The sequence below is a fragment of the Haemophilus sp. SZY H68 genome (assembly GCF_018829685.1).
In the GTDB taxonomy this organism is placed as follows: domain Bacteria; phylum Pseudomonadota; class Gammaproteobacteria; order Enterobacterales; family Pasteurellaceae; genus Haemophilus; species Haemophilus haemolyticus_K.
On the sequence record NZ_JAHKKB010000001.1, the window covers coordinates 1 to 18,962 of the forward strand.

Here is an 18,962-nt window from a genome sequence, read left to right on the forward strand (position 1 = left end):
AAAGAATTATCCTGGCGGCGATAGTGCGGTGGAACCACCTGACACCATACCGAACTCAGAAGTGAAACGCTGTAATGCCGATGGTAGTGTGGGGCTTCCCCATGTGAGAGTAGGGCACCGCCAGGTTACTAAATACAAAGCTAAATAAAATAAGAAAAGAAGAACCCCAGTTGAGCTACTGGGGTTTTTGTTTTTTGGAATTTACTCATTATTTAAAGAAAAGAATTAAAGTAGAAAATAGAAATCTTATTTCAACAACGAGTTTTTATTTTTGTATTGCCTACAATGTAGTTTTAATAAATATACCTATTTATATCATTTAGAGTTTTGATTTTTCATATTTTTCAAATAGACTTTATATATTCATTTCTAATCTCATCCATTATGCTTAAAAATTTAAACGAAATAACTTCAAGTATTATCTCTGATCCTCAAAATAAAGATTTTACACAACGTGGAATTTTTCCTTTATTTTCGGCCCCTAAAACAGCTAGGATTAATATTGTTGGTCAAGCACCTGGATTAAAGGCTGAGCAAACTCGTTTATATTGGAATGATAAAAGCGGTGATCGTCTGCGTGATTGGCTAGGTGTGGATTACGATTATTTTTATAATTCAGGGATATTTGCGGTTCTTCCTATGGATTTCTATTATCCTGGAAAAGGAAAATCTGGAGACTTACCTCCAAGGTCTGGGTTTGCAGAAAAATGGCATCCCCAGATTCTAGAAAATTTACCGAATATTCAGTTAACCCTTTTGATTGGTCAATATGCACAGAAATTTTACCTTTCGGATAATAAAAATAACGTAACTGAAACAGTTAAAAATTATCAAAAATTTTTACCGCACTTTATTCCTTTAGTTCATCCTTCACCTAGAAATCAATTTTGGATAGAAAGAAATCCTTGGTTTGGCGAAAAGGTCATTCCCGATTTGCAAAAATTAGTGAAGCGTATCATCAATGAATCAAAAGGGTAGTTGTCATATTTTTACTTTTTTCAATCTTAAGGCATTTATCAATACAGAAATTGAACTCATCGCCATCGCGGCGCCTGCAATCACTGGATTTAGAAAACCGAAAGCAGCAAGGGGGATGCCGAGAATATTGTAAATCAAAGCAAAAAATAGATTTTGTTTGATATTTTTCAAGGTCGTCCTTGCAATAAAAAGCGCATCCACAAGTTGATTCACCGAATGTTGCATAAGCGTTGATGAGGCCGTTTGTTCTGCAATATCTGAACCTGATTTCATCGCAAAACTGACATTTGCAGCGGCTAAAGCAGGCGCATCATTTATTCCATCACCTACCATTGCTACAACATGACCTTGAGCTTTTAACTTTTGAATTTGTTCCGCCTTATCTCTAGGGCTGAGTCCACCAAAGGCTTTCTTAATGCCGAGCTGTTTTGCTATGTAATCCACGACAGATTGTTGATCGCCACTCATAATGACTACATCAATATTTTGTTGTTGTAAGCGTTGAATGGCGTGCAAGCTATCGTTTTTTAAGGTATCCATCAGCGCAAATGCGCCAATGGGTTCATCATTTATAGACACCGCGACAATGCTCGCAATTTGCCAGATATCCTCTAAATTTTTAGGCAAGATTAAACCGCAATAATCTGGTTTACCGACTTTTATTGTTCCCACTTGTTCTAATTTGGCTTGAATTCCTTGACCAACCTCCATCTTTGCGAAAAGTGCGGTAGGAATTTCTAACATTTTTTGTTCTGCTGCGTGCACAATAGCTTTTGCAATTGGGTGGTTAGCTTGTTGCTCAACGGCTGCGGCAAAACGATACAAATCGTCTTCAGAATGCACCGCACTTTGTGGTTGCCATAGTGCTGAAATTTCAAGCTCGCCTTTTGTTAGTGTGCCAGTTTTATCAAGCACAACGGTATCCACGTGGGCAGTTTCCTCCATTGCTGCCGCATCTTTAAACCATACGCCAGCATTGACCGCTTTACCTAAACCAACCATTATGGCTGCTGGTGTGGCTAATCCCAAGGCACAAGGGCAAGCAATCACAAGCACGGATACCGCGTGAATAAGTGAAGATACACTATCATTCGTCAGAATGTAAGTGAGAGTGAAAGTAACAAGTGAAATCAGTAATACAGCAGGTACAAACACCGACGCAACTTTGTCAGCAAATCGTGCAATTGGCGCTTTTGAGCCTTGCGCATCAGATAATGCATTCATCATATCGCCAAGTAAGGTTTGGCTACCAAGTTGATTCGCTCGGTAGATAATAGAACCTTCTGTTACCATCGCCCCCGCTAATACTTTTCCACCTTTCTGTTTTTCTTCTGGACGAGATTCGCCTGTTAAATGGCTTTCATCACACCACCCATTTCCACTTTCAATTATGCCGTCTGCCGCAATACGCTCGCCTTGATTCGCACGAATGATTTCGCCGATATTGACTTGGTCAAGTGCAATTTCAGTCCATTTGTCATTACGTAGAGCGGTGACTTTTTTTGGTGTCAGTTGCAAGAGCATGCTTAAACTATTTAAGCTGTGCTTTTTAGTGCGCTCTTCAAGAAATTTTCCAAGACTGACAAAACCAATTACCATAACAGAAGCTTCAAAGTACACATGTCTCATTGCATGATTGGCGTGGTAAAGCAACATGAAAGCAGAATAAATATAAATGGTGAGCGTTCCTGTACTGACCAGTACATCCATATTGGCAAGTCCACCACGAATACTACCGATGGCTCCGCGATAAAATGGAATGGCTAACCAAAGTTGCACAATGCTCGCTAACGCAAATTGCCAAATCGGGGGCAACATCAAATTATGTGAGCCACTCATCATGCCAAGCATACCAATCAGAAATGGAATATTGATTATCCAAAGTATGATTAATCGCCAAGGAATTGATGTATTTTTTTCTTCTATTGGTAATTCATTGGCTTGTTTGATATGAGCAGAAAAACCTGTTTTATGAATAATCTCTATAATTTGAGTTTCGCTTGCTTGCGTAGAGTCAAATACAACTTGTGCTTCTTCGGCGGCAAAATTCACTCCAGCTTGTTGCACAAATGGTTTTTTATTTAAAACTTTTTCAATACGATTGGCACAAGATTGGCAGGTCATCCCACCAATCTGAATCGAAATTTTTTTACTCTGTGGCATCAAATCCGGCATCTTCAATTACCTCAATCAACTGTGCAACATTGACTCGATTTTCATCAAAAGTAATATTTGCTTTACCTTCTAATTGCACAACAGCAGACTGTACGCCATCTAATTCAGTTAAAACTCGAGTAACGCTTTTTACGCAACCGCCGCAATGCATGCCTTCTATGTTTAATGTGATTGTTTTCATTTTTACTCCTTGTTAGTCGTTTTATTGATGGCTACACTATAAACCTTTACGTTAGGTTAAGGTCAAGAAATTTTTTATGAATATTAGTGAAGCTGCCAAATTAGTAGGTTTATCTACGAAACAAATCCGTGATTATGAAAAAATGGGTTTAATTAAACCCGCTGTTCGCAGTTTGTCAGGCTATCGAAATTATGGAGAAAGTGATTTAGAAAGATTGCATTTTATTCGCCACTCACGCGATGTGGGATTTTCGCTACATCAAATCGCACAATTATTAGAACTACAAGATAATCCTAAGCGTAGCAGCCGCGAAGTGAAAGCGCTAACAGCTCAACATATTGCGACATTAAATCAACAAATAGAACAGTTACAAAAAATGGTACAAGAATTGCAGCGTTGGCATGATAATTGTCAGGGCAATGACTGCCCTGAATGTTCAATTTTGAATGGATTAAAAGGATAAATGAAAAGTGCGGTTAATATTCCCAGCTTTCTGGATCAACACCTAATTCACGCATAAGCACTTTGGCATCTTCGGGAATTTCATCATTACGCTCTTTCATTAAATCTGCATCGGTGGGCAAAGGTTGACCGGTGAATGCATGCAAAAATGCTTCGCAAAGTAATTCACTGTTGGTTGCATGACGTAAACTTTTTAATTGGCGGCGAGTGCGTTCATTCGTCAAAATTTCCAATACTTTGATTGGAATAGACACAGTGATTTTTTTTACTTGCTCGCTTTTTTTGCCATGTTCTGCATAAGGGCTGATATATTTTCCGTCCCAATCTGCCATAATTTACCTTAGTGCTTATTGATAACCTTACAAATTGTCCGTATTCTAATGAAAAATCAAATAAATAACAATCTAGACGGCTAAACTTCTATGTTAAAAAGAGAAAGAAAAGTGCGGTAGTTTTTTAGATTAAATATAAATAAACGCTAGACAGTACAGGGTTTTAGTGATAATTTACGCTTCATTCAAAGGGCATATGCCCACCATTCGAATCATCAATTCTTATTAATTCCAATATTTATTCATTATGCATTTAACTGAACTTAAAAATACCCCTGTTTCTGATCTTGTGAAACTTGGCGAAGAACAAATGGGCTTAGAGAATTTAGCTCGTTTGCGTAAACAAGATATTGTCTTTGCAATTTTAAAACAGCACGCCAAAAGCGGTGAAGATATTTTCGGCGGTGGCGTGTTAGAAATTTTACCGGATGGTTTCGGTTTCCTTCGTTCTGCCGACAGTTCCTACCTTGCAGGCCCTGATGATATCTATGTTTCCCCAAGTCAAATTCGTCGTTTTAATCTTCAAACTGGTGATAAAATCGAAGGTAAAATTCGTCCACCCAAAGAGGGTGAACGCTATTTTGCACTTTTAAAAGTTGATCAAGTTAATGATGACAAACCTGAAGTTTCTCGTAGCAAAATCTTATTTGAAAACTTAACTCCATTACATGCTAACTCTCGTTTAAGAATGGAGCGAGGCAATGGCTCAACAGAAGATTTAACTGCACGTATTTTGGATTTAGCATCACCAATTGGTAAAGGTCAACGTGGTTTGATTGTTGCTCCGCCAAAAGCAGGTAAAACCATGTTGCTGCAAAATATTGCGCAAAGTATCACGCATAATTATCCTGATGTAGAGCTTATCGTATTATTGATTGATGAACGCCCAGAAGAAGTGACAGAAATGCAACGTTCAGTAAAAGGCGAAGTCATTGCGTCTACTTTTGATGAGCCTGCAACTCGTCATGTTCAAGTGGCAGAAATGGTAATCGAAAAAGCGAAACGTTCAGTAGAGCATAAAAAAGATGTAGTGATTCTGCTTGATTCTATTACACGTTTAGCGCGCGCTTACAATACGGTAACCCCTGCTTCAGGTAAAATTTTGTCTGGTGGTGTGGATGCTAATGCGTTGCATCGTCCAAAACGTTTCTTTGGTGCTGCACGTAACGTGGAAGAAGGCGGCAGCTTAACTATTATTGCGACTGCGCTAGTTGATACCGGTTCGAAAATGGATGAAGTTATTTTCGAAGAATTTAAAGGTACAGGTAATATGGAATTACACCTTTCTCGTAAAATTGCAGAAAAACGTGTATTCCCTGCAATTGATTTCAATCGTTCAGGTACTCGTAAGGAAGATTTACTTACTTCACCTGAAGAGCTTCAAAAAATGTGGATTCTACGTAAAATTCTTAATCCTATGGGAGAGGTAGAAGCAATGGAATTCCTTATTGATAAACTTATGGTTGCAAAAACCAATGAAGAGTTTTTTGAAGTAATGAAACGTTCATAGAAAGAAATATTCTAAAACTCTTTTATATAGTCGGTACTCTTATAGGAGTACCGATTTTTTATTGTTCGAATTTACCGCACTTTTTATAAAAAAATTTTAACTTGATCACAATTTTAGAATTTGCTCTTTGAGATTCTCTATTTATCGGCATAACATAATACTCAAATTTTGTTAGGGCATATTTTGCTCTGCAAATTGACAAATTTAAATAATTTATGCTTTGGAGCAAACTATGAAACCAACAGAAAAACTCAAATGGAACAAATTTGATGCAACATGGATGTTAAACCTTTTCGGTACGGCGGTTGGCGCTGGCGTCTTATTCCTACCGATTAACGCAGGGATGGGGGGATTTTGGCCATTAGTTTTAATGGCAATTATCGTCGGACCAATGACCTATTTTGCTCACCGTGGTTTAGCCTATTTTGTACTTTCATCAAAAAATCCTGGCAGCGATATTACTGAAGTAGTTGAAGAACACTTTGGTAAAACAGCGGGTAAACTTATCACCCTACTTTATTTCTTTGCTATTTTCCCTATTCTTTTAATTTACGGTAACGGTATTACTAACACGGTCGATTCTTTCATTGTGAATCAACTTGGCATGGCGTCACCAAACCGAGCGATTCTCTCTTTTGTATTAATTGCAATATTGATTTCTGTTATGCTATTTAATGAAAAAGTGATGTTAAAAATCACAGAATGGCTTGTTTACCCGTTAGTATTAATTTTATTCGCACTTTCTATTTACTTAATTCCAGAATGGAATGGTGCGATGTTACATGAATTCCCAACAGCAGGCGGTTTCGTCACAACATTATGGCTTACTATTCCTGTATTGGTATTCTCATTTAACCATTCACCAGCAATTTCATCTTTCACTTGCTCACAATTCCGTGAATACAAAACTTTCGATGGTGCAGAACGCCATATCGGCCATACAGAAAAAGGCACCTCAACGATTTTGTTATTCTTTGTAATGTTCTTCGTATTTAGCTGCGTATTGACATTAACACCTGAAGAATTAGTGGCAGCAAAAGCACAAAATATCAGTATTTTGTCTTTCTTAGCGAATAAATTTGATAATCCATATATCTCTTATTTTGGCCCGCTTGTTGCATTCTTAGCGATTACGAGCTCATTCTTCGGTCACTATATGGGCGCACGTGAAGGCTTAGAAGGCTTATATTTGAAAATGAAAGGCGAATCTGTAAATCGTAAAAAACTCAATTATGCGACCGCACTTTTCTTCTTATTAACTTTATGGGGCGTTGCGATTATTAATCCAAGTATCTTAGGCTTAATCGAATCTCTTGGTGGTCCAATCATTGCGATGATTTTGTTTATCATGCCAATGTACGCGATTCGCAAAATCCCAGCGATGAAACGCTACAGCGGACGTTTCAGCAATGTTTTTGTAACGATTATGGGATTAATCGCTATCTCTGCGGTTGTTTATGGATTATTATAAACGCCCTTTAAAGTTTAGCGAATTTTGAGAAATTTATGATTAGCGTATTTGATATGTTTAAAGTGGGAATTGGGCCATCCAGTTCCCACACTGTCGGTCCGATGAAAGCCGGCAAACAATTTATAGACGACTTAATTGAACGAAATCAGTTTGAACAAACCGCTGAAATTCATGTGGATGTTTATGGTTCTCTTTCAATGACAGGGAGAGGCCATAGTACGGATATCGCCATCATCATGGGGTTAGCGGGTTATTTACCACATAATGTGGATATCGATATGATTTCAGGTTTCATCGAGAAAGTGAAACAAACTGCGCTTTTACCAATTAATGTTGGTCAAAAAACGGTAAAATTTGATTTTGAAAATAATCTCATTTTCCACCGCACTTTTTTAAAATTGCATGAAAATGGCATGACAATTACCGCTCTTGATGAAAATCGCACAGAGCTTTATCGCCAAACCTATTATTCGATCGGTGGTGGTTTTATTGTCGATGAAGCCCATTTTGGTCAAGAAGAAAAAAACACAGTCCAAGTGCCTTATCCTTACAAAAATGCAGAAGATATTTTGAAACATTGCAGTGATAACGGCTTAATGCTTTCCACTGTGATGTTGGAAAATGAAGTCGCCTTGCATGGCAAAGAAGCTGTCAGTGCTCATTTAGAGAATGTCTGGAAGACGATGCAAGCTTGTATCGAACATGGTATTCATACTGAAGGGATTTTACCTGGGCCATTACGAGTGCCACGTCGTGCAGCATCCCTTTATCGTATGTTGCAAGCAAATACTAATTTGTCCAACGATCCAATGCGTGTGATCGACTGGGTTAATATGTTTGCGCTTGCTGTCAATGAAGAAAATGCAGCGGGTGGACGCGTAGTCACAGCGCCAACCAACGGTGCATGCGGGATTATTCCAGCAGTATTAGCTTACTATGAGAAGTTCATCTCACCATTAACGCCTGAGATTATTGAACGCTATTTATTAGCAGCAGGAATGATTGGTTCACTTTATAAAATGAATGCTTCGATTTCTGGCGCAGAAGTGGGTTGCCAAGGTGAAGTGGGTGTAGCATGTTCAATGGCTGCTGCGGGACTGGCTGAAATTTTGGGTGGTAATCCACTGCAAGTATGCATCGCAGCTGAAATTGCAATGGAGCATAACTTAGGATTAACTTGCGATCCGGTGGGAGGCCAAGTTCAAGTACCTTGTATCGAACGTAATGCAATTGCTTCAGTAAAAGCAATCAATGCATCACGAATGGCTTTACGCCGTACCACTAATCCAAGAGTAACCTTGGATAAAGTGATTGAAACAATGTACGAAACAGGCAAAGACATGAACGCCAAATATCGCGAAACATCTCAGGGCGGACTAGCAGTTAAGATTGTGTGTTCTTAGTATAGGTAAAAAAGGATTGAGCAATGCTCAATCCTTTTCATTTTGTTAACAACAAATATCTTGTACCACAAATTGAAGTGAATGGCGCGTAAATTGTTGCTTTTTTCGATGTTTTAAACGTCTTAAACGTGAATTTCGAGATAAAGAGGTTTGTTGTAAATTGGTTTTCTTTTTAAGAAAAGTTTTGCGTTTTAACATTTTATTTATCCTTTTTTCCTTTTATTTCTTCTGCATTTTCAATCGCACTTTCGTTGTTGGCATTATCATTCATTGTTTGATTTTCTTGGACTCGATGATAATTCACAATGCTATTCATATAGCGGCGAATATTTTCTACATATTGATGCGCTTCATAGCCTCGAGCATAGCCGTATTTGAGTTGGGAATAATAACGTTTTTCTGCTAATAAAGGCAGGTTTTTTTTCACATCGAGCCAATTATCTGGATTTCCGCCAAGATTTTTGGTTAAACGACGCGCATCAATTAAGTGGCCAAGCCCCATGTTATAGGCGGCTAAGGCAAACCAAATTCTTTCTTCTTTTTCAATGGTTTCTGGAATTTGACTAATCAGCCAGTGTAAATATTCTGATCCCGCTTTAATGCTTTGTTCAGGATCTGTTCTATCGCTGATTTTCATATGTTGCGCGGTATCTTTAGTTAACATCATTATGCCACGCACACCCGTAGGCGATGTTGCATCAGGATTCCAATGAGACTCTTGATAAGCGATGGCCGCGAGTAATCGCCAATCTAATTCGCCTTTATATTTTTCAAAGAGCGGTGAGAATTGTGGCAGTGTATTTTCAATTGCGTTCATATAAGAGCGCGTATCCACGTAATCAAATTGTGAAATATGCCCTAAATATTTTTCTTTTAAATTATCCACTAGCCCTGTTTCTTGTGCATTATTCATAAAATTGAGTAAGGCAGCTTGCAGATCATTGTAGGCATTATTTGGTAAATACCAGTGAATGTTTGCTTCATCAGTAATATCAAAGGCAATGGCTAATTCTGGTTTGATTTGTTGGATCGCCGCAATATCAATCGAATTTGCAATAACGTAAGGAATTTTTCCTTCAGACAGCTGTAGCAATAGTTCTTCTTGAGTAAACGATTGATTTCTTTTCCAAGTTAATTGTGGATATTGTTTTTGTAATTCTTTTAGTTTTTCTTCTAATGATGAATTGTTAGCGATATAAATTTCTTTCTTGATATCGCCTAGATTTTTAGGGCGTTGTTCATTTTTTCGATAAGCTAATTGCCATGAAGCGGAATGATATGCTGGGCCAATTTGGAAACGTTCTGCATGATTAGGATGATATAAAAGGTGAGCCGCAGCTAAATCAATATTATGTTTATCTAGCTCATTAAATAATTGTTCTTGATTATCGAAAGTTTTAATTTCGAGTTCTACACCTAGTGAATCAGCAAATGCTTTAGCCAATTCATATTCAAAGCCTCGTTCTCTGTCTTTATTTATAAAATAAGAAATAGGATTGTTCATTGTGCCCACAATGAGTGAGCCTCGTTCTTGAATTGCTGTATAGTGGTTTTCTTCAGCATGGCGTAAAAATTGCCATGGGAATACCATATCTATAGCCCAAAGCAATAAAGCCAAGGCAGTAATAATACGTAAAAAGAGACCTTTCAATGATTTTTCCTATATAAAAAGCTTGCGGGATTGTAGCTAGAATTTAAGCAATAGACAATAAAAAGCCCCTTGAGGTTCAAGGGGCTAAGTTTTGTTTACCGAATAGTGCTAAATTTTAAATGATGCAAAAAACATTAGGAAATAGCACTATTCTTTATATCGCAAGGATACTATCCTCGACGATCACGGCGTGGTTTATCGCTAAAAGAGCGGTTACTTTTTTCATTAAATTTACGATTTCCACGATTGTCATTACTGCGTTCATTACGTCCGCGTTCTCCACGGAAATCGCCACCACGGCCTTTACGTTTACCATTAAAATCATCACCACCACGAGAACTATCAGACTTCACAGCACCTAAGAAAGACATTTGCATTTGTTTATTCAATACGCGTGTTTTACCGAATTGTTGAAGTAATTCTTTCGGCATACCTTGTGGCAATTCAACGGTCGTGTAGTCATCATAAAGTTTGATATGACCAATATAGCGGCTATTGATATCACCTTCGTTAGCAATCGCACCCACGATATGGCGAACTTCTACGCCATCAGCACGACCCACTTCAATACGATATAAATCCATTGGTTGTGGATTTCCGTAGCCTTTACGTTCGCCACGACGTTCAGCTGAACGTGGATTTTCACGGCGATCACCTCGTTCATTACGTTCACGACGACGTTTTTCCATTGGCGGATCTGGAGGAAGAATTAATTTTTGTTTACCTTGAAGCAGCATCAACATTGCTGCAGCAATATCTTCTTGATCCTGATCGGCTGTAAATAAGTCTTCTAATAAACTACGATATTGCTCTAAATCGTGATGCTCGAGTTGTTTCGTAATTTTTGCGACGAATTTTTTGCGGCGGCATTCTTGTAACACAAGATGATTTGGCAATTCTACTTCATTGATACCTTTTTTCATTAGGTGTTCAATATTACGCAGTAAACGACGCTCGCGAGGTTCAACAAACAATAAAGCACGACCAGAACGACCTGCACGACCAGTACGGCCAATTCGGTGCACATAAGATTCTGCATCAAGTGGAATGTCGTAGTTCACCACAAGGCTGATGCGTTCAATATCAATACCGCGTGCGGCCACATCGGTTGCCACAACAATATCTAAACTGCCGTTACGTAAGCGATCGAGGGTTTGTTCGCGGAGTTGTTGTGTCATATCACCATTAAGTGCGGCAGAACGGAAACCATTTTTTTCAAGTAGTTCTGTAATGTCTAACGTACCGGTTTTAGTGCGAGCAAAGATAATCGCTGCATCAAAATTTTCCACTTCTAAGAAACGAAGAAGGGCTTCGTTTTTACGCACGCCGTGCACATACCAACAACTTTGCTCAATATCTGGAGCATTTTCGTTATTAACTTTGATCTTCACTTCTTTCGGATCATTCATAAAACGTTTCGTAATACGACGGATCGGTTCAGGCATTGTTGCAGAGAATAACGCTGTTTGGTGATTTTCTGGTAATTCTGCCATGACAGTTTCTACATCATCAATGAAACCCATACGTAGCATTTCATCAGCTTCATCTAATACGATAAAACGAAGTTCAGAAAGATTTAATGTGCCGCGACGAATATGGTCAAGAATACGACCTGGTGTACCCACAACCACTTGTGCGCCTTGTTTTAATGCACGAAGTTGGATGTCATAACGTTGGCCACCATATAAAGTAACAATGCGGGAGCCATGAGCATATTTAACAAATTGTTCGCACGCATCGGCAACTTGAATAGCAAGTTCGCGAGTAGGCGCCATCACTAACATTTGTGGATGTTTTTCACTTGGATTGATTTGCGCTAATAAAGGCAGAGCAAAAGCGGCGGTTTTACCACTACCTGTTTGTGCCATACCTAGCACATCATTGCCACTGAGCAAATGCGGAATACAAGCTTGTTGAATTGGAGAAGGGGTTTCAAAACCTAAGTCAGAAACAGCTTTTAAGATGAACCCAGGTAAGCCTAAGTCATTAAAAGTAATTTTGTCAGTCATTAAAATACTCGAATATAAATAAGGAAAGCTCAAAGAGGCCTTCGGTTTATTAAGTTGAGCAGAGCGAATGAATTTTTCTATTCGTTCTACTGCAAAGAGCGGTGAGTTTTGGATTGATTTTTAGAAAACAATCGCTTTTGTTACCGCACTATTCTCTTCTTTTTCGTCTTCTGTTTGAACCGGTTTTAATTTCATGAGTTCAAACGCGGCAAAACGATACTCAACAAAGTTATAAACCTGATTTGCCATAGCTAGTTTAAATAAAGCTGCTGCTTCATCTACTAGCCCTACATTGAGTTTTTGTTTTGCTAGATAAAAATAGGTTTCTGTGAGAATTTCAGCATATTGTTGTGAATTTTCAGCAAATTCACTTGCACGTTGTTGTAATTCTTCTACAGAGATGCGTCCTAAGTAATATTGAACGATGTGTGTACCCCAGAAGTCCTCTGATAGCCCTTTTGCTCGTTCAACAAGGTTTTTTTGGGCTTCTTGTGGTTTTAATTTTTGTTCGTTCAAATATAGCCATAAGACACGATAGGGATCTTTTGTATCGGCTTGGTAGAACTGTAAGAAATCTTGCTGAGCAAGATGGTAGCGCCCTACATAATAAAAATTTAAACCACGATTAAGGTGGGTATAGTCATAACTTGAGTCTAATTCAAACACAGTATTGAAAGCTTCCAATGCGCCGTCGTAATCTTCTTCAAGCAATAAATAAAGCCCTAAGTAATTGTACACAGATGCCATTTTAGGCTGTAATGCAAGGGCTTGAGTAAAATCGTAACGAGCAAGTCCCCATAATCCAAGGGAATCATAGAGTACGCCACGTTCAAAATGTAGTGATGCACGTTCTTCATTACTCATTTTTCCAACGAGTAGTACTTGGCTTAATCGCACGATCATCACTTCTTGTTCAAAGTGAGTATTCGGGTTTTGTTCAGCCAACACGACATGATTTTTAGACACAAAACCACTCCTAGACTGAACACAGCCTGCAAGGAGTAAGATCGCACATAAGCTAAATAAATAGACTATAAAATTGCGAGATAAGCGAAAACACCGCATTTGCTTTCTTTATGCCTAAAAGTTGGAAAACAACAAAACTTGGCAGCAGTTGCTACCAAGTTTTGATTCGATATTCCAAGATTATTCCTGTTCTTCTACAGAATCTTCTTGGTTAATTTCAGTTTCTTGTTTTGGAGCCAAGTCTTTCATTGTTAAACGAATACGACCTTGACGATCGATTTCAACAACTTTTACATTTACTTCTTGGCCCACTTGGAGGTAATCGCTAACTTTTTCTACGCGCTCTTCAGCAATTTGAGAAATATGAACTAAACCTTCTTTATTTCCAACGATTGCTACGAATGCACCAAAATCAGCAAGGCGAGTCACTTTACCTTTGTAAATTGCGCCAGCTTCAACTTCTGCAACGATTTCTTCAATACGTCCCATTACGTTTTTCGCTGCATTGCTGTCTACTGCGGCAATTTTCACTGTACCATCATCATCGATATCGATAGAAGTGCCAGTTTCTTCAGTTAGTGAACGAATTGTTGCACCACCTTTACCAATGACGTCTTTGATTTTCTTAGGATCAATTTTCATTGTGTAGATGCGCGGTGCGTAGTCAGAAATATCCGCGCGTGGAGCAGGGATTGCTTGTTCCATTACGCCAAGAATGTGCATACGCGCACTTTTCGCTTGGTTTAATGCAATTTGCATAATTTCAGGGGTGATACCTTCAATTTTGATGTCCATTTGAAGTGCGGTCACACCTTCGCGTGTACCCGCTACTTTAAAGTCCATATCACCTAAGTGGTCTTCATCACCTAAGATATCTGAAAGAACCACGAATTTCTCTTCTTCTTTTACTAAGCCCATTGCGATACCCGCAACTGCTGCTTTGATTGGTACACCTGCATCCATTAATGCTAAAGACGCACCACATACAGACGCCATAGAAGAAGAACCGTTAGATTCGGTGATTTCAGATACAACACGCACTACATACGGGAATTCAGCAAGGCTCGGCATAACCACCGCTACACCACGTTTTGCTAAACGACCGTGACCGATTTCACGACGTTTTGGTGAGCCGATCATACCGGTTTCACCTACAGAGTACGGAGGGAAGTTGTAGTGGAATAAGAAGTGATCTTGACGTTCACCTGTTAATTCATCAATGATTTGTGCATCACGTTCAGTACCTAACGTTGCAACGGCTAATGCTTGTGTTTCACCACGGGTGAAAATTGCAGAACCGTGAGTACGTGGTAATACACCAGTACAAATATCTAATGCACGAACGGTATCAACGGTACGACCGTCAATACGCGGTTCACCTGCAATGATACGGCCACGAACGATTTGGCTTTCAAGTGCGGTGAAAATATCTACGATTTTACCTTCGCTGATTTCTTCGTCTTCAGCTGTGATTTGTGCAATTACATCCGCTTTAATTGCATCGATTTGTTCGTAACGTGCTTGTTTTTCAGTAATGCGGTATGCATCACCTAAACGTGCTTCAGCAATCGCTTTTACTTTGTTGATTAAATCTGTATTTGGTTGTGGCGCAACCCAATCCCAACGAGGTTTACCCGCTTCTTTTGCAAATTCTTTGATCGCTTCGATTACAACTTGTTGTTGTTGATGACCGAATACGACCGCTGCTAACATTTGTTCTTCAGTTAAGATATCAGCTTCAGATTCAACCATTAATACGGCTTTGTCAGTACCTGCAACCACTAAGTCTAAACGGCTTTGTTTTTGTTCAGCCATAGTTGGGTTCAATACGAATTGGTTATCGATAAAACCAACACGAGCCGCACCGATAGGGCCATTGAAAGGCACACCAGATAAGGTTAATGCTGCAGAAGCACCGATCATTGCCACTAAGTCTGGGCTGATTTGTGGATTTACAGAAACTACAGTTGCCACAACTTGGATTTCGTTGAAGAAACCTTCTGGGAATAATGGACGAATTGGTCGGTCGATTAAACGTGCAATCAAAGTTTCGCCTTCAGATGGACGACCTTCACGTTTGAAGAAACCGCCAGGGATTTTACCCGCCGCATAAGTACGCTCTTGGTAGTTTACAGTTAATGGGAAGAAGTCTTGACCTTCTTTCACATCTTTTTTAGCTACGACAGTCACGAATACCGTGGTATCGTCCATGCTTGCCATAACCGCAGCCGTTGCTTGACGTGCAATCGCGCCGGTTTCTAGAGTAACGGTATGTTGACCGTATTTAAATTGTTTAACAATTGGATTCACAATGTTTCCCTTAAAATTTATATTAAAAACAATGCCTTATTTTCCAGATTGCGACTAGCAAAAGAAATCTTTTGTAAATATAACCGCACTTTCGAGCGCTTAAAATTGCTTTTGATAGCCGCACGCTAATGTAGAAAATAAAGCCTAAGCATTATACAGAGGTTTTTGTGTGATTGGTAACTTTATTTCATTTAACCGACTTGGTATCATAGGATAACTTTTATCCACTATAAGGAAAATTCTATGATTATTAGCAGCTTAACCAGCCCAAATTTTAAAGTTGGTTTACCAAAAGTGATTGCTGAAGTATGTGATTATTTGAATACGTTAGATTTGAATGCGTTAGAAAATGGTCGCCATGATATTAACGATCAAATTTATATGAACGTAATGGAACCAGAAACTGCAGAATCAAGCAGCAAAAAAGCAGAATTACATCATGAATACTTAGATGTTCAGGTGTTAATCCGCGGCACGGAAAATATAGAAGTTGGCGCTAATTATCCTGATTTGTCTAAGTATGAATCTTACAATGAAGTGGATGATTATCAACTTTGTGCAGATATTGATGATAAATTCACCATCACAATGAAGCCAAAAATGTTCGCTGTATTTTATCCTTACGAACCGCATAAGCCTTGCTGTGTAGTAAATGGAAAAACAGAAAAAATCAAAAAATTAGTCGTAAAAGTACCTGTTAAATTAATTTAACTTTCTAAAAAAAGGGCGGTTAAAAATGTTTTTATTTTTAACCGCCCTTTTTTATTATTTAATCACCGTAATTGACCATTTTGCATCATCAATTTGTTCGAAGTTTGTTACTTCATAACCTTCTTCTGCAGCCCAAGCAGGAATGGCCTCGGTGGCTTGTGTGCAGTCGAATTCAATTTCTAGGCCATCGCCTTTATTTAACTTAGCCATGGCTTCTTTAGCTTCAACGAGAGGAAATGGGCAAACAAGGCCAAGTGTTGGTAATTTAACGATCATATAAACTCCTTATGATGCTTTTGTTAATTTTAAACGTTGTGGACGGATAATGGTGAAGTAGGCGGCCACCCAAGTGCCGAGAATCATCAATGGCAATGATACCCAACCTTGCCAAGAGAAAAAGGCGGTTTCGACTAAGCCATTGCCGATAGAGCAGCCACCTGCAAGGGTTGCACCAATGCCCATGAGAATACCGCCGAGTCCGCTGCGTAGAATCGTGGTGGCATCTGGTACGCGAACACGGAATTCATTGCTTGCTTTCGCTCCGATGAATGAGCCGATAAAAATTCCTAAGACTAAGAATACGCCCCAGTTAATAAATTTACCGTCGCCAGTAACAAGGAATTGCATAATATTAGCGGATGGCCCCGTGATCCCAAGTCCAAACTCACGACCTGTAGCGACACTGAGTGGCCAAGCGACAAGCGCGATTAATCCGATTAATACGGCAGAGAAAAATGGATGCCAGCGTTTTTCAAATAATAAGTGAGAAAGTCCCGTTTTCTTCGGTTTTAATGTCGCGACTTTTACGCTTGGTTTGCTGAGATGTTTATATACATAAAAGGCTGTCACTAAAGTTAATAGAGCGACTAACCACCAAGGTGAAATGCCGAATGTATCGTAAATATTTCGTTGTTCAATATTGATACTACGTAAAGTTTTATTGAATTCCCCTAATGGGCCAGTACGCATGATGGCACTTAATAACATATAAGTGAATAAAGCAACCCAACTGCCGACTAAGCCTTCTGCTGCTCGGTACCATGTGCCTGTTGCACAACCGCCAGCGAGAACAATGCCGATACCAAACACAAAGGCACCGATAATCACCGCTAAAAAGGCAAAATTTTCAGCTGGATCGACATTTAATATACCGATTTCTTTTAAGAGAAAGAAACCTATAGATTGCACGGTAATCGCCAATAAAAGGGCTACAAACATTTTGTTATTTTTGGTGACATACATATCGCGAAATGCGCCAGTAATACAAAAGCGCCCACGCTGCATCACAAATCCGAGTAAAATTCCACAAAGTAATCCGGTTAAAAGCATAAATATTCCCTCTCTTTTAGAACTAAGTAGGTCGGTATTTTCTAAAAAAATAAGAAGGTCGCGCCAATAACTTTTAGCTAGAAAATATGTTTTTTTGATATAAAAAAAGTTCGGTCAAAAAATTTAGTGTTTTCTGACCGCACTTTGTCGTAAGTTATCTTAGTGTTAAGGGCAGGGTTTACTCACCATAATTTCAATTACTTGGCGATCGATGTGGTGCATACTCTTAGAAGCAATTGAGCATAGATTATCGATAGTGCGATCGAGATCATGCTCAACGATACCTTCATTGCCCGTAACATGGGTTTCGTCCATTGCCATAAGTACTGATTTATAGCCTGAAGCCACGCTGGTGGAGACTTTCATTGCACAGCTATTGGATGCACCATCGCAGATGATTCCGCTGATGTCACCAATCATGCTACAAATGCCCATACTTACCGTTTCAAATTTACCTGTAAGCAAATAGGCGATACCCGCACAGCTTCCCATTGATGCAGTTGTTACTGCGCAAAGGGCAGACAGTTTGGGTAATTTACTGTGGATATAGATGGCCATTAAATGTGATAAGAAGAGCGCTCGAAGGCATTTTTCTTCACTCACGTTTAAATAATCGGCGACTACAACTACTGGCATAGTAGCGGCAATCCCTTGGTTACCTGAACCAGAATTGCTCATTGCTGGCAATGTGGCTCCACCCATACGGGCATCGGAGGCTGCGGTAGTTTCAATCATGATTTTGCTGAGTAAATCATCTGACATTAAACCGCTACCAACTTGTTTACGTAACGTTCTACCAATGTGTAGGCCGTAATTTTCCCGTAATCCTTCGTTAGATAGTGCACGATTGAGCGCAGCAGCTTGTCCGATAAAGCGGATTTTATCGAGCTCAACTTCACAAGAAAATTCAAAGATTTCACGTGCACTCACCTGTTTGAAAATATCATAAGGATCGCAATCATTACATTCATCGTGTTCTTTCTCAAAAATGACCTCGCCATTTTTTTCAATCAAAATGATGTTAGTGTGTTGATCTTGAATTGCGACTTTCACGTAATCATTATCGGCAAACAATGTTGATTCTGAATATAAAATATGTTCGGTTTGATGAATATCTACACTCACTAATTTTTGTTCAAGCATAGTCTTGGCGGCAATAACTTGCTCTGGCGTGATGTGCTTTAACACTTCTAACTTACCTTCAGGGTCACCGCCCAAAGCACCAATCGCTGCGGCAATTGGTAAGCCCACCATGCCGGTTCCTGGTACTGCAACGCCTAACCCATTTTTCATTAAGTTAGGAGACACTTTGGCTTCAATGCGTTCAGGTATTTTTCCTAAATATTTAGCCGCTGTTGCTGCTGCAAGTGCCAGAGAAATAGGCTCAGTACAGCCAAGTGCGGGAACCACATCGCGTTCTACAATTTGAATTAATGGTTTTTCGATTTCGTTGAGTCTTTCTTGATTCATAAAA

17 protein-coding genes and 1 rRNA gene are annotated in these 18,962 nt (G+C 39.2%); 7 read left to right on the forward strand and 11 right to left on the reverse strand.

The window, feature by feature from the left end; genetic code table 11:
* Positions 1–10 precede the first annotated feature (10 nt).
* Both rrf and KP712_RS00010 read left to right on the forward strand, forming a co-directional pair.
* A 5S ribosomal RNA gene (gene rrf / locus KP712_RS00005) occupies positions 11–126 on the forward strand.
* 258 nt (positions 127–384) lie between these two features.
* A complete protein-coding gene (locus KP712_RS00010) occupies positions 385–978 on the forward strand; it encodes a uracil-DNA glycosylase family protein (RefSeq protein ID WP_111407084.1) in 594 nt (197 codons plus the stop codon).
* Positions 979–981: 3 nt separating this feature from the next.
* On the opposite strand, the gene KP712_RS00015 is transcribed toward KP712_RS00010, so the two are convergent.
* Together KP712_RS00015 and KP712_RS00020 are read right to left on the reverse strand one after the other, a co-directional pair.
* The gene (locus tag KP712_RS00015) at positions 982–3,153 is read right to left on the reverse strand and encodes a cation-translocating P-type ATPase (RefSeq protein WP_111407085.1); all 2,172 of its coding nucleotides are present in this window, start codon (positions 3,151–3,153) and stop codon (positions 982–984) included.
* On the reverse strand, positions 3,128–3,334 hold the full coding sequence (locus KP712_RS00020; RefSeq protein WP_048954296.1) for a heavy-metal-associated domain-containing protein: 207 nt from the start codon (positions 3,332–3,334) through the stop codon (positions 3,128–3,130). The genes KP712_RS00015 and KP712_RS00020 overlap by 26 nt, the downstream gene beginning before the upstream one ends.
* 76 nt (positions 3,335–3,410) lie before the next feature.
* On the opposite strand from KP712_RS00020, the gene cueR reads away from it, so the two are divergent.
* Entirely contained in the window at positions 3,411–3,797 is a 387-nt protein-coding gene (gene cueR / locus KP712_RS00025) for a Cu(I)-responsive transcriptional regulator (RefSeq protein WP_005629546.1), read from the forward strand.
* A 13-nt stretch (positions 3,798–3,810) separates the two neighbouring features.
* On the opposite strand, the gene metJ is transcribed toward cueR, so the two are convergent.
* A complete protein-coding gene (gene metJ, locus KP712_RS00030; RefSeq protein WP_005634287.1) occupies positions 3,811–4,128 on the reverse strand; it encodes a met regulon transcriptional regulator MetJ in 318 nt (105 codons plus the stop codon).
* A gap of 247 nt (positions 4,129–4,375) precedes the next feature.
* On the opposite strand from metJ, the gene rho reads away from it, so the two are divergent.
* The 3 genes from rho (at position 4,376) to KP712_RS00045 (ending at position 8,512) form a co-directional block, all read left to right on the forward strand.
* Positions 4,376–5,638: a transcription termination factor Rho gene (rho, locus tag KP712_RS00035; protein WP_048954295.1), complete on the forward strand. Its 1,263-nt coding sequence runs from the start codon at positions 4,376–4,378 to the stop codon at positions 5,636–5,638.
* 232 nt (positions 5,639–5,870) lie between these two features.
* Positions 5,871–7,109: an HAAAP family serine/threonine permease gene (locus KP712_RS00040; protein ID WP_048954294.1), complete on the forward strand. Its 1,239-nt coding sequence runs from the start codon at positions 5,871–5,873 to the stop codon at positions 7,107–7,109.
* Positions 7,110–7,144: 35 nt separating this feature from the next.
* Entirely contained in the window at positions 7,145–8,512 is a 1,368-nt protein-coding gene (locus KP712_RS00045) for an L-serine ammonia-lyase (RefSeq protein ID WP_048954293.1), read from the forward strand.
* Positions 8,513–8,557: 45 nt separating this feature from the next.
* On the opposite strand, the gene KP712_RS00050 is transcribed toward KP712_RS00045, so the two are convergent.
* The 5 genes from KP712_RS00050 to pnp form a co-directional block, all read right to left on the reverse strand.
* Entirely contained in the window at positions 8,558–8,710 is a 153-nt protein-coding gene (locus KP712_RS00050) for a hypothetical protein (protein WP_165818712.1), read from the reverse strand.
* Between the two features lies 1 nt (position 8,711).
* Complete coding sequence (gene mltF / locus KP712_RS00055) at positions 8,712–10,163, reverse strand: membrane-bound lytic murein transglycosylase MltF (protein WP_111407086.1); 1,452 nt, start codon at positions 10,161–10,163, stop codon at positions 8,712–8,714.
* A 170-nt stretch (positions 10,164–10,333) separates the two neighbouring features.
* Positions 10,334–12,172, reverse strand: coding sequence for a DEAD/DEAH box helicase (locus KP712_RS00060; RefSeq protein ID WP_111407087.1), 1,839 nt, complete (start codon positions 12,170–12,172; stop codon positions 10,334–10,336).
* 120 nt (positions 12,173–12,292) lie between these two features.
* Positions 12,293–13,237 carry a lipoprotein NlpI gene (nlpI, locus tag KP712_RS00065; RefSeq protein WP_111407088.1) on the reverse strand — a complete coding sequence of 315 codons (945 nt, stop codon included), beginning with the start codon at positions 13,235–13,237 and terminating at the stop codon, positions 12,293–12,295.
* Between the two features lie 81 nt (positions 13,238–13,318).
* Positions 13,319–15,448, reverse strand: a complete 2,130-nt coding sequence (gene pnp / locus KP712_RS00070; protein ID WP_215770431.1) for a polyribonucleotide nucleotidyltransferase — start codon at positions 15,446–15,448, stop codon at positions 13,319–13,321.
* 243 nt (positions 15,449–15,691) lie between these two features.
* Between pnp and nanQ the strand changes: the two genes are divergently transcribed.
* Positions 15,692–16,159 (forward strand): N-acetylneuraminate anomerase, encoded by a 468-nt coding sequence (gene nanQ / locus KP712_RS00075; protein ID WP_111407090.1) that lies wholly within the window; start codon positions 15,692–15,694, stop codon positions 16,157–16,159.
* Positions 16,160–16,213: 54 nt separating this feature from the next.
* On the opposite strand, the gene KP712_RS00080 is transcribed toward nanQ, so the two are convergent.
* The 3 genes from KP712_RS00080 to KP712_RS00090 form a co-directional block, all read right to left on the reverse strand.
* The gene (locus KP712_RS00080; protein WP_005631077.1) at positions 16,214–16,435 is read right to left on the reverse strand and encodes a sulfurtransferase TusA family protein; all 222 of its coding nucleotides are present in this window, start codon (positions 16,433–16,435) and stop codon (positions 16,214–16,216) included.
* A gap of 9 nt (positions 16,436–16,444) precedes the next feature.
* Positions 16,445–17,488, reverse strand: coding sequence for a YeeE/YedE family protein (locus KP712_RS00085; protein ID WP_111407091.1), 1,044 nt, complete (start codon positions 17,486–17,488; stop codon positions 16,445–16,447).
* 165 nt (positions 17,489–17,653) lie between these two features.
* Positions 17,654–18,958 carry a serine dehydratase subunit alpha family protein gene (locus KP712_RS00090; RefSeq protein ID WP_111407092.1) on the reverse strand — a complete coding sequence of 435 codons (1,305 nt, stop codon included), beginning with the start codon at positions 18,956–18,958 and terminating at the stop codon, positions 17,654–17,656.
* Between the last annotated feature and the right edge of the window lie 4 nt (positions 18,959–18,962).

Excerpts from the sequence above, each read along its gene's own strand:
- nlpI (WP_111407088.1), bottom strand. The coding sequence starts at position 13,237 with ATGCGGTGTTTTCGCTTATCTCGCAATTTTATAGTCTATTTATTTAGC.
- KP712_RS00080 (WP_005631077.1), bottom strand. The coding sequence starts at position 16,435 with ATGATCGTTAAATTACCAACACTTGGCCTTGTTTGCCCATTTCCTCTC.
- KP712_RS00045 (WP_048954293.1), top strand. The coding sequence starts at position 7,145 with ATGATTAGCGTATTTGATATGTTTAAAGTGGGAATTGGGCCATCCAGT.
- cueR (WP_005629546.1), top strand. The coding sequence starts at position 3,411 with ATGAATATTAGTGAAGCTGCCAAATTAGTAGGTTTATCTACGAAACAA.
- KP712_RS00050 (WP_165818712.1), bottom strand. The coding sequence starts at position 8,710 with ATGTTAAAACGCAAAACTTTTCTTAAAAAGAAAACCAATTTACAACAA.
- metJ (WP_005634287.1), bottom strand. The coding sequence starts at position 4,128 with ATGGCAGATTGGGACGGAAAATATATCAGCCCTTATGCAGAACATGGC.
- KP712_RS00015 (WP_111407085.1), bottom strand. The coding sequence starts at position 3,153 with ATGCCGGATTTGATGCCACAGAGTAAAAAAATTTCGATTCAGATTGGT.
- KP712_RS00020 (WP_048954296.1), bottom strand. The coding sequence starts at position 3,334 with ATGAAAACAATCACATTAAACATAGAAGGCATGCATTGCGGCGGTTGC.
- KP712_RS00010 (WP_111407084.1), top strand. The coding sequence starts at position 385 with ATGCTTAAAAATTTAAACGAAATAACTTCAAGTATTATCTCTGATCCT.
- nanQ (WP_111407090.1), top strand. The coding sequence starts at position 15,692 with ATGATTATTAGCAGCTTAACCAGCCCAAATTTTAAAGTTGGTTTACCA.
- KP712_RS00090 (WP_111407092.1), bottom strand. The coding sequence starts at position 18,958 with ATGAATCAAGAAAGACTCAACGAAATCGAAAAACCATTAATTCAAATT.
- rho (WP_048954295.1), top strand. The coding sequence starts at position 4,376 with ATGCATTTAACTGAACTTAAAAATACCCCTGTTTCTGATCTTGTGAAA.
- KP712_RS00085 (WP_111407091.1), bottom strand. The coding sequence starts at position 17,488 with ATGCTTTTAACCGGATTACTTTGTGGAATTTTACTCGGATTTGTGATG.
- KP712_RS00040 (WP_048954294.1), top strand. The coding sequence starts at position 5,871 with ATGAAACCAACAGAAAAACTCAAATGGAACAAATTTGATGCAACATGG.
- KP712_RS00060 (WP_111407087.1), bottom strand. The coding sequence starts at position 12,172 with ATGACTGACAAAATTACTTTTAATGACTTAGGCTTACCTGGGTTCATC.